The organism is Pantoea sp. PGP6, assembly GCF_053474785.1.
In genome coordinates, this window is the sequence record NZ_JBQBMA010000001.1 from 986,781 (window position 1) to 1,002,009 (window position 15,229).

Below are 15,229 nucleotides of genomic sequence, written 5' to 3' on the forward strand. Positions count from 1 at the left end.
CGCCCGAATGACGCCCTTTTGATGGGCTTCAACCGCGATACGCGGTAGAGTTACCGGGCCGCAATACCGCAGTTATGTTATGAGTCGCCACAGGAGTTTTCATGTTTCACGTTTATCACTCTAATCAGCTTGATGTGCTGAAGATTCTGGCGGCTGCGGTGATTAAACATGATCCTCTGGATGATCCTTTCGCCTCTGAAATGGTGCTGGTGCAAAGTCCGGGTATGGCGCAGTGGCTCCAAATGGAGCTGGCGCAGACCTTTGGTATCGCGGCCAACATTGAATTCCCGTTGCCGGCCAGTTTCATCTGGGAGATGTTTGTCCGGGTGCTGCCCGATATTCCGGTCGAGAGTGCGTTCAGCAAAGCCAGCATGAGCTGGAAGCTGATGCATCGTTTGCCGGTGATGCTGGAGCACGAGGAGTTTATCTCGCTGCGCCACTATCTGCACGACGATGGCGATAAGCGAAAACTGTTCCAGCTGAGCTCACGAGTGGCGGATCTGTTTGACCAGTATCTGGTCTATCGCGCCGACTGGCTCAACAGCTGGGAGCGCGGTGAAACCATTGACGGGCTGGGTGAGGCGCAGCGCTGGCAGGCGGCGCTGTGGCGCGATCTGGTCAGTTATACCGAAACGCTGCGTCAGCCAAAATGGCACCGTGCCAATCTCTATGCGCGATTTATCCAGACGCTGGAGCAGGCGCAACACACGCCGGAAAATCTGCCGAAACGGGTATTCATCTGCGGCATCTCCGCGCTGCCGCCGGTCTATTTACAGGCGTTGCAGGCGCTGGGACGCCACATAGATATTCATTTGCTGTTTACCAATCCCTGCCGCGATTACTGGGGCGATATTCAGGATTATGCCTTTCTGGCTAAGCTGCAAAGCCGCCAGCGTCGGCGTCATGGTGCGGATGAGCAGCGCGGATTATTCCGCGATGTGGAGCAGGCGCCCGCGTTATTCAATGATGCTGGTGAACAACAGCTGACCAATCCACTGCTCGCCTCATGGGGCAAGCTGGGACGCGACAATCTGTTCCTGCTCAGCCAGATGGAGGCCAATGACGACATTGACGCCTTTGTTGAGGTGGAAGAAGACAACCTGCTGCACTGCCTGCAGTCCGATCTGCTTAATCTGCAGGACAACGCGGTGATCGGGCTCGACGCCGCGCAACTGGCGCACAGCGATCAGAAACGCCGGCTCGATCCGCAGGATCGTTCGGTGGCGGTGCAGGTATGCCACAGTGCTCAGCGTGAAGTCGAAGTATTACAGGATCATCTGTTAGCGCTGATGGAGGCTGACCCGACGCTGAAAGCGCGTGACATTATTGTCATGGTGGCCGATATCGACGCCTATGCGCCGTTTATTCAGGCGGTTTTCGCCAATGCCTCCGCAGACCGTTATTTACCCTTCGCCATTTCAGACCGCCGCGCCAGTCAGGCGCATCCGGCCATTGTGGCATTCCTGCATTTGCTGGCGCTGCCGGACAGTCGGTTTGTCTCCGAGGATGTGCTGGCGCTGCTGGATGTGCCGGCGCTGGCCAGCCATTTCGCCATTGATGAAAGCGGGCTGCGTCTGTTGCGGCGCTGGGTCAGTGAATCGGGCGTACGCTGGGGGCTGGATGACGCCAGCGTAGAAGCTTTATCATTACCGATAACCGGCCAGCATACCTGGCGTTTTGGTCTGCAACGCATGCTGCTGGGCTACGCGATGGAGAGCCACAACGGGGACTGGGAAGGGATTCTGCCGTACGATGAATCAAGCGGCCTGGTGGGTGAACTGGCTGGCCATCTGGCGGAGCTGTTGTCCCGGCTTAACCACTGGCGGCAACTGCTGGCCGAGCCGCGGCCACTGCAGGCGTGGCTGCCGTTGTGCCGGGAATTGCTGAACGCATTTTTCAGCCCCGATGCCGAAACCGAAGCGGCGCTGCTGCTGGTGGAAGAGCAGTGGCAGACACTGATTGAATATGGCATGGACGCCAGGTTTGAAGAGGCGATTCCGATCACGCTGCTGCGTGACGATCTTCGCAGCCGGCTGGATCAGCAGCGTATCAGCCAGCGATTCCTGGCCGGGCAGATCAACTTCTGTACCCTGATGCCGATGCGTTCGATCCCGTTCAAAGTGGTCTGTTTACTGGGCATGAATGATGGCGTCTATCCGCGCACTTTAGCGCCGTTAGGTTTCGATCTGATGCAGCAGCAATCACGTAAAGGCGATCGCAGCCGCCGTGATGATGACCGTTATCTGTTTCTTGAGGCGCTGATTTCTGCACAACAGCAGCTCTACATCAGCTATATCGGCCGGGCAATTCAGGATAATACGGAACGCTACCCGTCGGTGCTGGTCACAGAACTGCTGGATTATATCGGGCAGAGTTTTTATCTGGACGGCGATGAAGAGCGCGATCTGGATGAGAGCGCTGCGCGGGTACGGGACCATCTGCAACATCTGCACAGCCGGATGCCGTTTGCTGCCGAGAATTTCCAGCCTGCCGCCAGGCTGCAGAGCTTTGCCCGCGAATGGTTACCTGCCGCACAGGGCGCAGGCCAACCGCAACCCGATTTTGTTCAGCCGCTGGAAGCGCCGTCGATTGAGGCGTTGACGCTGGAGGCGTTTCTGCGCTTCTGGCGCCATCCGGTGCGGGCGTGGTTTCATCAGCGGCTCGGGGTAAATTTCTGGCTGGAAGAGAACGAACTGCCCGACAGCGAACCGTTCGCTCTCGACAATCTGGAGCGTTATCAGATTAACGCGCAGTTGCTGAATGCGCTGGTGGAAGGGGAGGATACCCAGCGGCTCTATGCGCATCACCGTGCGGCGGGTAATCTGCCTTACGGCGCATTTGGCGAACTGTTCTGGCAGGCGCAGCGTGATGAGATGCAGGAAGTGGCGGCAGAAGTGGTGACGCAGCGCAGTGAAGGCGAGAGCTGGGAAGTCAATCTGCAACTGGAACAGGTCAGCCTGACCGGCTGGCTCACCCAGGTGCAGGATGACGGCCTGTTGCGCTGGCGGCCTGGGGTGCTGAACATGAACGACGGGCTGCTGCTCTGGCTGGAACATCTGGTCTATTGCGCACTGGGCGGCACCGGCAGCAGCCGGATGTTTGGCCGACAGCAGAGTCGCTGGCGCTTTCTGGCGGTAAACCCGCCGGCGGCCGTCGCGGCACTGAATGACTATGTGGCGGGCTATTTCGCCGGCATGCGTCAGCCGCTGATGCTGCTCAACAAAAGCGGCGGTGCCTGGTTAACGGCCAGCTATGACAAAAAAAGTCAGCAGCTACTGACCGATGAAGCGACCCAGCTTAAAGCGCGCAATCGCCTGCTGACTGCGTGGTCAGGCAGTTATCAGGTTGAGGGAGAAGGCAGCGATCCTTACCTGCAACGCCTGTGCCGCGTGCTGGATGAAACACAGCTACAACAGATAACTGAGGCGGCACAACGCTGGTATTTACCGGTGCTGGCTGCACATCAGGATGATGAATAGCAGGCCAGACAGCAATTTGCTCACTGGCCAATTACATAGAAAGTTTGCTCTGCTTTGAGCCGCGGTGTCAGGCACTGGCGGTTTATTGGGTAACGTAAGGGGTTTACATGCGGACATACGCACGCTGGTTTGCGGCGCTTCTGATAGGCCTGGTGGCTTGTACTGCCATGGCGCAGACCGAATCGGGCTGGCAACCAATTAACGACATCATTCGCAAGAGTGAACACGATCCCCGTCAGTATCAGGCTATCCGGCTCGACAATGGCATGACGGTATTACTGGTTTCCGATCCGGTTGCCCCCAAATCGCTGGCGGCGCTGACCTTACCGATTGGCTCACTGGACGATCCTGACCAGCAGCTCGGCCTGGCGCACTATCTGGAGCATATGGTGCTGATGGGATCAACCCATTACCCGCAGCCGGACAATCTGGCGGAGTTCCTGAAAAAGCACGGTGGCAGCCACAATGCCAGTACCGCCTCTTACCGCACCGCCTTTTATCTGGAAGTGGAAAATGCTTCGCTGGAGCCGGCGGTGGATCGTCTGGCAGATGCGGTTGCCGCGCCGCTACTTGATCCGGTCAACGCCGATCGGGAACGCCATGCGGTCAACGCTGAACTGACGATGGCGCGCTCGCGCGACGGGTTACGCATGGCGCAGGTCGGGGCAGAAACGCTCAACCCGGCCCACCCGGCGTCGCGTTTTTCCGGCGGTAATCTCGATACGCTCAAAGACAAACCCGACAGCAAACTGCACCAGGCGCTGCTGGATTTCTACCATACCCATTACTCCGCCAATCTGATGAAAGCGGTGATCTACAGCAACAAAACCTTGCCGGAGATGGCGTCAATTGCGGCCAAAACCTTTGGTCGGGTGGCTAACCATAACGCCAGCGTACCGGCAATCAGCGTACCGGTGGTGACGGCTGAGCAGCAGGGCATTCTGATCCATTACGTTCCGGCTCAGCCACGCAAACAGCTTAAGATTGAGTTTCGCATTGCTAATAACAGCGACCGTTTTCGTAGCAAAACCGACACCCTGATTAGCTACCTGATCAGCAACCGCAGTAAAAATACCCTGACCGACTGGCTGCAAAAACAGGGCTTAGCCGACGGGGTGAATGCCGGGGCTGACCCGATGACCGATCGCAACGGCGGCGTGTTTGCGATTACCGCCTCGCTGACCGACAAAGGTCTGGCGCAGCGCGATGAAGTGGTCGCAGCCATTTTTAGCTACATCAACCTGCTGCGTGAGCAGGCAGATGATAAGCGCTATTTCGATGAGGTCTCTCACGTGCTGGCGCTCGACTTCCGCTATCCCTCAATTACCCGGGATATGGATTACATCGAATGGCTGGCGGATACCATGCTGCGGGTGCCGGTTGAGCACACGCTGGATGCGCCTTATCTGGCGGATCAGTATGATGTCGCGGCCATCAAGGCACGGCTGGATCAGATGACGCCACAGCAGGCGCGTATCTGGTATATCAGCCCGCAGGAACCGCACAATAAACAGGCGTACTTTGTTGATGCGCCGTATCAGGTTGAAAAAATTACGCCGGCGACCTTTGCCGACTGGCAACAACGCAGCAGCCAGATTGCGCTTTCGATGCCCACGCTGAATCCTTATATTCCGGATGACTTCACCCTGCTGCCGGCGGACGATAAACACTATTCACATCCGGTCAGGCTGGAAAATGATGCCGGTATGCGTATCTACTGGATGCCCAGTCAGTTTTACGCCAGCGAGCCAAAAGCTGCGATTACCCTGGCGCTGCGTAACAAGAACGCCATCAGTGATGCGCGCCAGCAGGTACTGTTTGGCCTCAATGACTACCTCTCCAGCCTGGCGCTGGATGAGCTGAACTCGCAGGCATCGGTCGGTGGCATCAGTTTTTCAACCGGCGAAAATGAGGGGCTGGTGTTTAGCGCCAGCGGCTTTACTCAGCGCCTGCCAACCCTGCTGAAAAAGCTGGTTGAAGGCTATGCTCACTTCCAGCCGACGCAACAGCAGCTGGAGCAAGCCAAATCCTGGTATCTGGAACGGCTGGAGGCAGCGGACAAAGGTAAAGCTTTTGAACAGGCGATTCAGCCGATGCAGCTGCTGTCGCAGTTGCCCTACACCCAGCGGGAAACGCGTCGCAAGTTGGTCAGTGCTATCACACTTAAGGATGTCACCGCCTATCGCGATGAACTGTTCCGCGCGGCAACGCCGGAAATGATGGTGGTGGGTAACCTGAGTGCCGACAGCGTGATCCAGTTGGGGCGTGAACTGAAGCAGCAGATGCAGAGCACCGGCACTGACACCTGGCGCAGTAAGTATGTGACGTTCGAAAAACCGCTTAAAGCCAACCTGCAACAGAAGGGCAGCAGCACCGATTCTGCCTTAGCGGCGCTCTATATACCGCTCGGCTATGGCGAATACCAGAGTATGGCGAACAGCTCGATGCTGAGTCAGATTGTGCAGCCGTGGTTCTACAACCAGCTACGCACTGAAGAGCAACTTGGCTATGCGGTGTTTGCCTTCCAGATGCCGGTAGGCCGTCAGTGGGGGATCGGTTTCCTGCTGCAGAGCAACAGCAAACAACCGGCCTGGCTGCTGCAGCGCTATCAGGCCTTCTATCCGCAGGCGGAGAAACGCTTACGCACGATGAGTCAGGCCGATTTTGCCCAGTATCAGCAGGCGATGATCAATGATCTGCAGCAGCGTCCTCAGACACTGGATGAGGAGGCGGATCGCTATAGCCGCGACTTTGACCGCCAGAATGACGACTTTGACACACGCCAGAAAGTGATTGCGCAGATTAAACAGCTGACTCCAGCCAGCCTGGCTGATTTCTTCCAGCATGCGGTGATACAACACACCGGTATGGTGATGACCTCGCAGATCGCGGGAAACAGCAACGAAAAAGTGGCCTTTGCCCAGCTGCCAGGCTGGAAAACCTGGAATGAAGTGGCGCAGTTGCAGCAGTCGCTGCCGGTAAAGAGTGAGACCCAATGACGCAGTTACCTGCCGAATCCCTGAATCCCTTAACGCTGCCGCTCAGAGGTGAGCGGCTGATTGAGGCCTCAGCGGGGACCGGAAAAACCTTTACCATTGGTTTGCTCTATCTTCGTCTGCTGTTGGGATTGGGCGGCGAAAATGCTTACAGCCGGCCGCTGTCGGTTGAAGAAATTTTAGTGGTGACCTTCACCGAGGCCGCGACCGCTGAACTGCGCGGACGTATCCGCGAGAATATTCATCAGCTGCGGCTGGCCTGTATTCGCGGTAGCAGCGGCGATCCGATGCATCAGCTGCTGCTTGACCAGATACCGGATTTAGCGCACGCCGCAGCGCAACTGCTGGCGGCCGAGCGGCAGATGGATGAAGCGGCGATCTTTACTATCCACGGTTTCTGCCAGCGGATGCTCAACCTCAACGCGTTTGAATCGGGCATGCTGTTTGAGCAGGAGCTGATTGAAGATGAGCAGGCGCTGCTGAAGCAGTCGACCGCCGATTTCTGGCGGCGGCAGTGCTATCCGCTGTCGCTTGATGTGGCGCGGGTAATTGCGGCGGAATGGAGCGGGCCGGACAGCCTGCTGACCACGCTGCGCCCCTGGCTACAGGGTGAATCGCCCAGCCTGAAGCGGCCACCTGCTGCCGATGAGACTCTGGCGTCACGTCACGCCCGCAATCTGGCGCGCATTACGTCAATCAAGCAGCAGTGGCAGTTGCTCAGTGCCGACGTGGAAGGCATCATCAGCGCGTCCGGCGTTGATAAGCGCAGCTACAGCAGTAAAAACCTGCCGGTCTGGGTGGCGAAAGTCACGCAGTGGGCCAACAGCGAAACGCTGGATTACCAACTGCCGAAAGAGCTGGAGCGTTTTGGTCAGCAGGTGCTGGAGGAGAAAACCAAAAAAGGTGAAGCCCCGCGCCATCCGGTGTTTGACGCAATCGATCAGTTTCTGGCGGAACCGCTGTCGCTGCGGGATGTGATCATTGCACAGGCGCTGACTGACGTGCGCGCCACCGTCCAGCGTGAGAAACGGCTGCGGGCGCTGTTAGGCTTTGATGATCTGCTGAGCAAGCTGGATGAGGCGTTGCAGCAACCGGGCGGCACCCTGCTGGCTGAGACCATTCGGGCACGGTTCCCGGTCGCCCTGATCGATGAATTCCAGGATACCGATCCGCAGCAGTACCGCATTTTCCGCACGCTCTATATCAACCAGCCAGAACAGGCACTATTGCTAATCGGTGATCCTAAGCAGGCGATTTATGCCTTCCGCGGCGCGGATATTTTTACTTATCTGCGCGCGCGAAGTGAAGTTAGCGCTCACTACACGCTCGATACTAACTGGCGCTCGTCACCGGAAATGGTCGATAGCGTTAACCGGCTGTTTTCTCAGCTGGAATCCCCATTTCTGTTCTCCGCTATTCCTTTCCTGCAGGTCAAACCGGCGGCACCGAATCAGGCGCTGAAACTGATCTATGACGATCGGCCGCAACCGGCGCTGCGTTTCTGGTTACAACCCGGTGCAGGCGTCGGCAGCAGCGATTATCAGCAGTTTATGGCGCGTCAGTGTGCGGCGGATATCAGCCGCTGGCTGGTGGCCGGACAGCAGGGACGCGCCTGCTTAGGAAAGGGTGACTCGCTGCGTCCGGTGCGCGCATCCGATATCACCGTGCTGGTGCGTAGTCGTAACGAAGCGGGTTTGATCCGCGATGCGCTCAATGCACTGTCGATTCCCTCGGTCTATCTCTCCAGTCGCGACAGCGTCTATACCACGCCTGAAGCGCGGGAACTGCTGTGGCTGCTGCAAGCGATCCAGGCACCGGAGCAGGAGCGACTGGTGCGCAGTGCGCTGGCGACCTCTATCTTCGCCATTGACGCCGCCACGCTCGATGCACTGACCCAAAATGAGCGCGAATGGGATGCGCTGGTCGAGCAGTTTGCCGTCTGGCAGCAGCTCTGGCACCAGCGTGGTGTGTTGCCGATGCTGCGCGACGTGATGATCAAGCGTCAGCTGGCTGAAAATATGCTGGCCTCCGAAAACGGTGAGCGCCGCCTGACCGATCTGATGCATCTGGGCGAACTGTTACAGGAAGCCTCAGTGCAGCTCGACAGTCCGCATGCGCTGGTGCGCTTTCTGGCCCAGCAGATTGCGCGGCCCAATAGCCAGGCGGCCAGCCAGCAGCTGCGGCTGGAAAGCGATCGCCATCTGGTGCAAATCGTCACCATCCATAAATCGAAAGGGCTGCAATATCCGCTGGTCTGGCTGCCGTTTGCCGCCGGCTACCGTGAGGCGGCCAGTGCGCTTTATCACGATCGTGAAAGTTTTGCCGCCTTGCTGGATGTGCAGGGTGATGCACAGAGCATGGAACTGGCTGAAGAGGAGCGACTGGCAGAGGACTTGCGACTGCTTTATGTGGCGCTGACCCGTTCGGTTTATCACTGCAGCGTCGGTATTGCGCCGTTGATCAAAGGAACGCGTAAAAAAGAGGGCGACAGCGATCTGCACAAGAGCGCGCTCGGTTATCTGGTGCAGCGGGGCGAAGCGGCCGATGCGCAACAGCTCAGCCAGCGGTTAGCGGCGTTAAGCGGCAACGGGATCGAGGTGATCGCTGACGATCTGCGGCCGGGTGAAGTCTGGCAGGATCGGCCGACCGGCGATGAAGCCTTAAGCAGTCGTGAGGTGACGCGCGCGCTGGCCGATGCCTGGCGGGTCACCAGTTACTCGGGCCTGCAACAGCACCACAGCTCCGCACTGCTGGATGCGCTGCCGAATTTCGATATTGATGCGGCAGGCGAAGAGGAGAGCGGCGAAGAAGCGGCTCTCACGCCTCACCACTTTCCACGCGGTGCCGCACCGGGAACCTTTTTGCACGGTCTGTTTGAATCGATCGACTTTGCCGAACCGCCGGATGCGTTCTGGCTGGAAGAACAGTTGCAGCATCATGGCTATCCGCTGAGCTGGTTACCGGTGATCCAGCAGTGGATTGAGCGGGTACTGCATACGCCGCTCAATGATGACGGCCTGACGCTGTCGGCGATAAACAGCAGTGACCGGCTGATCGAGATGGAGTTCTATCTGCCTATCAATAATCTGCTGACCGCTGCCGAGCTTGACGATCTGCTGCGCCGTCACGACCCGCTATCACAACAGGCGGCGGCACTCGATTTTCGTCAGGTGCAGGGCATGCTAAAAGGCTTTATCGATTTGGTGTTCCGCTGGCAGGGAAAATATTATCTGCTCGACTATAAGTCGAACTGGCTGGGAGAGAGCCACGCCGCGTATACCCCACAGGCGATGGCGCAGGCAATGATCGACCACCGCTACGATTTACAGTATCAGCTGTATACCCTGGCGCTGCATCGCTATCTTCAGCACCGTCTGCAGGATTATGATTATCAGCGCCACTTCGGCGGGGTGTTTTATCTGTTTTTACGCGGGATGGATGGCAGTTCGCCGGATAACGGTATTTTCGCCACCCGTCCCAGCGAAGCCTTTATTGAAGAGATTGATGCGTTGTTTGGTCATACCAGGGAGATGTCATGAGTGAAATGCTGAGCTTACTGCTTCAGGCGGTAGAGAAGCGTCTCCTGCGGCCGTTAGATATTCAGTTTGGCCGCCTGCTGGCGGATGAATCACAACCGGCGTTGCTGCTCGCGGCGGCCTGCGTCAGTGCGGAAGCGGGAGAAGGCCATGTCTGTCTGCCGCTGGATAACCTGAGCGAAGCGGGCCTGTTTGCGGGCCGTCAGCCCGCGCTGGCGCAGGCTCTGTGGCAGGCTGCCGGCGCGCCGGATGACTGGCCATCGCTGTTGGCCGGCTGGTCTGCGGTCAGTGACGGCAGCCTGATTACCCCCCTGGTACTCAGTAACCGCCGTCTCTATCTGCATCGTCTGTGGCACAGCGAGGGCAGAGTGGCGAGCTTCTTTGCCCTGCAGGAAGTGAAATCGCCGTTTGACGCCGAGGCGGCCAGTGAGGTGCTGAATACCCTGTTCGGCAATCGTCCGGATGACTGGCAGAAAATCGCCGCCGCTGTAGCGCTGACCCGCAAGACCGCCGTTATTTCCGGCGGGCCCGGCACCGGAAAAACCACTACGGTGGCCAAACTACTCGCCGCACTGATACGGCTTAATCCCAGCAACTTACGGATTCAGTTAGCCGCTCCAACCGGCAAAGCCGCGGCGCGGCTCACCGAATCGCTTGGCAACGCGTTGCAAAATTTAGCCGTCAGCGAGGAAGAACGTCAGCGCTTTCCGACGGAAGCGACCACGCTGCATCGACTGCTGGGCGCGCAGCCGGATACCCAGCGTCTGCGCTATCACGCCGGTAACCGGCTGCATCTCGATGTGCTGGTGGTCGATGAAGCTTCAATGGTCGATCTGTCGATGATGGCGAAGCTGATTGCCGCACTGCCGGCCCATGCGCGGGTAGTCTTCCTTGGCGATCGTGACCAGCTGGCTTCGGTCGAGGCGGGGGCCGTGCTGGGCGATATCTGTCGCTGTACCGAAAGCGGCTACAGTCTGGCACGTGCGGAACAGCTCGCATTGCTGACCGGGTGTGCGCTGCAGGGCAGTGACGATCGGCTGGCGCCTGCCGTTCGCGACAGTATCTGTCTGCTGCAAAAAAGTTACCGTTTTGACGCAAAATCGGGCATTGGCCAGCTGGCTCAGGCAATTAACCTCGGCGATGCACAGCAGGTGAAAGCGGTGTTCGCCGCAGGCTATCAGGATCTCAGCTATCAGCCGTTAACCAGTGGCGAAGCCTATCAGGCGATGCTGGATGATGTGGCGCAGGGCTATCAGCCTTATTTGCAGCTGATCCGGCAACAGGCATCACCGGCCGAGGTGCTGGCCGCCTTTGGCCGCTATCAGCTGCTGTGTGCGTTACGAGACGGGCCCTTTGGCGTTCAGGGTCTTAACCAGCGGGTTGAACAACGGCTGATGCAGCTGCAGCGAATCCGTCGCCCCGCGATCGGCGGGCGCTGGTATGCCGGACGACCGGTGATGATCACCCGTAACGACAGTGCGCTGGGGCTGTTCAACGGCGATATCGGCATTACGCTGCGCGACGAAGAGGGCAACCTGAAAGTCTTTTTCCCGTTGCCGGATGGCAGCATCAAAGCGATTCAGCCGAGCCGCTTGCCCTCGCATGAAACTGCCTGGGTGATGACGGTACACAAATCGCAGGGGTCGGAGTTTGAACATACTGCGCTGGTGATGCCAACCCAGTTTTTGCCGGTATTGACCCGTGAGCTGGTCTATACCGCGATTACTCGCGCCCGCAAACAGCTGACGCTCTACAGCGATCCTGGAGTGTTCCAGCGAGCCGTACAGCTGCAAACGCAGCGGCGTAGCGGTCTGGTTGAGCGGCTGGGCGAGGCAGGATAACCGGCAGGCAAACAGGGCCGGCGGTATTAACCGTCCGGCCCTGCTGGCGATTACAGCGTGTTTCGGCTCAGATCGGCCATCAGGACTTTTGAGCGGCGCTGATAGTTGTACATCTCTTTTTTACTCTCCGGCAGCGACTCAATATCAACCGGCGTAAAGCCGCGTTCCTGGAACCAGTGAATACTGCGGGTGGTTAACACAAACAGCTTTTGCAGCCCCATCTGACGCGCCTGCAACGCCACGCGCTGCAGCAACATTTCACCACGCGATGAACTGCGATAGTCGGGATGGACCGCCACGCAGGCCATCTCACCGATCTTCTCATCCATAAAGGGATAGAGCGCGGCACAGGCGATAGTCAGATTATCGCGCTGAATGATGGTGAATTTATCAATCTCCATTTCCAGCTGTTCACGTGAGCGACGCACCAGAATGCCCTGTTGCTCCAGCGGCCGGATCAGTTCGAGGATGCCGCCGATATCATTGATATTGGCACGACGGATTTGCTCAGCTGACTCCATCACAATCTGGGTGCCGATACCGTCGCGTGAGAACAGTTCCTGTAACAGCGCGCCATCTTCCTGATAGCTGATCAGATGGCTGCGACGCACGCCGCTGCGGCAGGCTTTAACCGCGCCGCGCAGGAAACGGACGGTGCCGGAAAGGTAATCACCGCTGCTTTCAATCTCGTCAATGCGCGCCTGGGCATCATTCGGGAACAGTTCGGAGATGATATTCCCTTCGCTGTCCAGTGCACCCTGTTCAGAGCAGAAGCCGATCATCTTTTCCGCTTTGAGTTTAATCGCCAGTTGGGTCGCAACCTCTTCCGAAGTGAGGTTGAAACTCTCACCGGTCACTGACACCGCCACCGGACCAAGCAGCACAATCGCATCGTTATCCAGCTGACGATGAATCGCCTCTTCATCGATACGACGAATACGCCCGCTGTGACAATAATCGACGCCATCATCGACACCCAGCGGCTGGGCAATAATGAAGTTGCCGCTGACCACATTGATATGCGCGCCCTGCAACGGGGTGTTGTTGAGACTCATCGAAAGACGGGCGGTGATATCTAACTGCAGACGACCGGCCGCCTGTTTCACCAGCTCCAGCGATTGCGCGTCGGTGACCCGGGTAAACTTGTGGTAGACCGGCTCAAGCTGGTGTTCAGCGAGGCTGGCATCAATTTGCGGACGGGCGCCATAGACCACGACCAGGCGGATACCGAGGCTGTGCAGCAGGCCTATATCGTTAACGATGCCCGAGAAGTTCTCATGCTCGATCGCTTCGCCGCCCAGCATGATGACAAACGTCTTACCCCGGTGGGCATTGATATAGGGAACGGTATGGCGAAAACCCTGAACCAGTTCAGTACTACGTTCCTTCACAGCCAGCCCTCAGTGAATGTTTATTCGGATTTTTTGTATTTTTATTCTTTTCGCTGCAATTTTGCAAGCGCTAATCCTGACGAAAATTTACGTTTTTTCGGGTGTCAAAGCCGCTAACAGCCTGCATTATTTAGGGTTTCCGGGGTGACATCACCTTCTGGATTGGATAAAGTTTTCGCCGCCATTTGATTAACTGGCGCTTTTTTAGACATTACACAGCAGCTGGAGCGGCATGTCGGATTTTAATTCCCACTTTTCACGCAGACGATTTTTACAAGGAACCGGCGCGTTACTGTTGTTAAGCGTCAGCCGGGTCGGTATGGCCGCTAAAAACCATATCGTCGCGGTACGCATCTGGCCGTCATCAACCTATTCCCGTATGACGCTGGAATCGAATGTGGCATTGAAGTACAAGCAGTTTGCCCTGAGTCATCCGGAACGGCTGGTGATCGATATTGAAGGTCTGCATCTCAATACGGTACTGAAAGGCGTCGATAAGCAGGTGAGGGTGGATGACCCCTTCATCAAAAATGCGCGTGTCGGCCAGTTTGACAGCAATACGGTGCGGGTGGTGCTGGAGCTAAAGCGCAGCGTAGCGCCGAAGATCTTTAACCTGTCGCCGGTGGCGGGGATCAATCACCGGCTGGTGGTGGATCTCTATCCGAGCAAGGATCAGGTTGAAGACGATCCGCTGCTGGCGTTGCTGAGGGATTATAACCAGGGCGATCTTGAGAAAGATGAAACGGTGCAGGCACCGCTACCGGGTAAAGCCGGGCGCGATCGTCCGATCATTATCATGATCGATCCCGGCCATGGCGGCGAAGATCCGGGCGCGCACGGCAAATATAAAACCCGTGAGAAAGATATTGTGCTGAAGATCGGCCGGCGGCTGAAAGCGTTAATCGATAAAGAGGCCAACATGAAGGCCTACATGACGCGCAATGAAGATGTGTTTATTCCGTTGCGCGTCAGAGTGGCCAAAGCCCGCAAGCAGCGCGCCGATCTGTTCGTCTCAATTCATGCCGATGCGTTCACCAGCCGGGCGGCGCGTGGTTCCTCGGTATTTGCACTCTCTACCAGCGGCGCGACCTCAGCCGCGGCCCGTTTCTTGGCTCAGACCCAGAATGAATCTGACCTGATTGGCGGCGTCAGTAAGAGCGGCGATCGTTATCTCGACCATACCATGTTCGATATGGTGCAGCGGCAGACCATCCATGACAGCCTGAAGTTCGGCAAAGAGGTGCTGCACCGTATGGGGCGGATCAACCATCTGCACAAGCGTACGGTGGATCAGGCCGGGTTTGCGGTTCTGAAAGCGCCGGATATTCCATCTATCCTGGTGGAAACGGCTTTTATCAGTAACGTGGAAGAAGAGCGTAAGTTGCGCACCACCCGTTATCAGCATCAGGTGGCAGAGGCGATTTTGCAGGGAATCAAGGCATACGTGCAGAGTGGGGCGGCGCTGGCGCACCGATAAAGGTTTGCGGGTAGCCTGTGCTATCCGCTGCTGCTTAACGTCAGGCAGCGATGAAGATGAAATCAGGAACGGCAGAAACAAAAAAACACCCTTTCAGGTGTTTAAATGAGTGGTTGCGGGGGCCGGATTTGAACCGACGACCTTCGGGTTATGAGCCCGACGAGCTACCAGGCTGCTCCACCCCGCGTCCGTATTACTCTTTGCACTTATTTTTGCGCTTAGCGTCTTTCACATTTCTACTTCGGTAAACTGCTACAGAAGTATTGGTTGCGGGGGCCGGATTTGAACCGACGACCTTCGGGTTATGAGCCCGACGAGCTACCAGGCTGCTCCACCCCGCGTCCGTATTGCGCTTAGCGACTTTCACATTGTCACTTCTGTAAACTGCTGCAGAAGTATTGGTTGCGGGGGCCGGATTTGAACCGACGACCTTCGGGTTATGAGCCCGACGAGCTACCAGGCTGCTCCACCCCGCGTCCGTGGATGCGCACTATACTCCGCGCGTTATT

The 15,229-nt window shown here is 57.4% G+C and carries 6 protein-coding genes and 3 tRNA genes; 5 read left to right on the forward strand and 4 right to left on the reverse strand.

All coding sequences use genetic code 11. The annotated features are described in order from the left end of the window. Window positions 1–101 precede the first annotated feature (101 nt). The 4 genes from recC (at window position 102) to recD (ending at window position 11,852) form a co-directional block, all read left to right on the forward strand. Complete coding sequence (gene recC, locus ACLIBF_RS04810; RefSeq protein ID WP_279811188.1) at window positions 102–3,479, forward strand: exodeoxyribonuclease V subunit gamma; 3,378 nt, start codon at window positions 102–104, stop codon at window positions 3,477–3,479. A gap of 107 nt (window positions 3,480–3,586) precedes the next feature. Beyond that, window positions 3,587–6,478: a pitrilysin gene (gene ptrA / locus ACLIBF_RS04815; protein ID WP_279811191.1), complete on the forward strand. Its 2,892-nt coding sequence runs from the start codon at window positions 3,587–3,589 to the stop codon at window positions 6,476–6,478. Continuing rightward, a complete protein-coding gene (gene recB / locus ACLIBF_RS04820; RefSeq protein ID WP_279811195.1) occupies window positions 6,475–10,014 on the forward strand; it encodes an exodeoxyribonuclease V subunit beta in 3,540 nt (1,179 codons plus the stop codon). Before ptrA ends, recB begins: the two co-directional genes overlap by 4 nt. Further along, the gene (gene recD / locus ACLIBF_RS04825) at window positions 10,011–11,852 is read left to right on the forward strand and encodes an exodeoxyribonuclease V subunit alpha (protein WP_448309440.1); all 1,842 of its coding nucleotides are present in this window, start codon (window positions 10,011–10,013) and stop codon (window positions 11,850–11,852) included. The genes recB and recD overlap by 4 nt, the downstream gene beginning before the upstream one ends. A gap of 50 nt (window positions 11,853–11,902) precedes the next feature. On the opposite strand, the gene argA is transcribed toward recD, so the two are convergent. Continuing rightward, entirely contained in the window at window positions 11,903–13,243 is a 1,341-nt protein-coding gene (gene argA, locus ACLIBF_RS04830; RefSeq protein WP_031374711.1) for an amino-acid N-acetyltransferase, read from the reverse strand. Between the two features lie 232 nt (window positions 13,244–13,475). On the opposite strand from argA, the gene amiC reads away from it, so the two are divergent. Further along, a complete protein-coding gene (gene amiC, locus ACLIBF_RS04835) occupies window positions 13,476–14,720 on the forward strand; it encodes an N-acetylmuramoyl-L-alanine amidase AmiC (protein ID WP_082097605.1) in 1,245 nt (414 codons plus the stop codon). A 110-nt stretch (window positions 14,721–14,830) separates the two neighbouring features. On the opposite strand, the gene ACLIBF_RS04840 is transcribed toward amiC, so the two are convergent. From ACLIBF_RS04840 to ACLIBF_RS04850, 3 genes are all read right to left on the reverse strand, one after another. Beyond that, window positions 14,831–14,907 (reverse strand) — tRNA-Met (locus ACLIBF_RS04840). Between the two features lie 77 nt (window positions 14,908–14,984). Beyond that, a tRNA-Met gene (locus ACLIBF_RS04845) sits at window positions 14,985–15,061 on the reverse strand. Between the two features lie 58 nt (window positions 15,062–15,119). Next, a tRNA-Met gene (locus tag ACLIBF_RS04850) sits at window positions 15,120–15,196 on the reverse strand. Between the last annotated feature and the right edge of the window lie 33 nt (window positions 15,197–15,229).

Excerpts from the sequence above, each read along its gene's own strand:
- ptrA (WP_279811191.1), top strand. The coding sequence starts at position 3,587 with ATGCGGACATACGCACGCTGGTTTGCGGCGCTTCTGATAGGCCTGGTG.
- amiC (WP_082097605.1), top strand. The coding sequence starts at position 13,476 with ATGTCGGATTTTAATTCCCACTTTTCACGCAGACGATTTTTACAAGGA.
- recB (WP_279811195.1), top strand. The coding sequence starts at position 6,475 with ATGACGCAGTTACCTGCCGAATCCCTGAATCCCTTAACGCTGCCGCTC.
- recC (WP_279811188.1), top strand. The coding sequence starts at position 102 with ATGTTTCACGTTTATCACTCTAATCAGCTTGATGTGCTGAAGATTCTG.
- recD (WP_448309440.1), top strand. The coding sequence starts at position 10,011 with ATGAGTGAAATGCTGAGCTTACTGCTTCAGGCGGTAGAGAAGCGTCTC.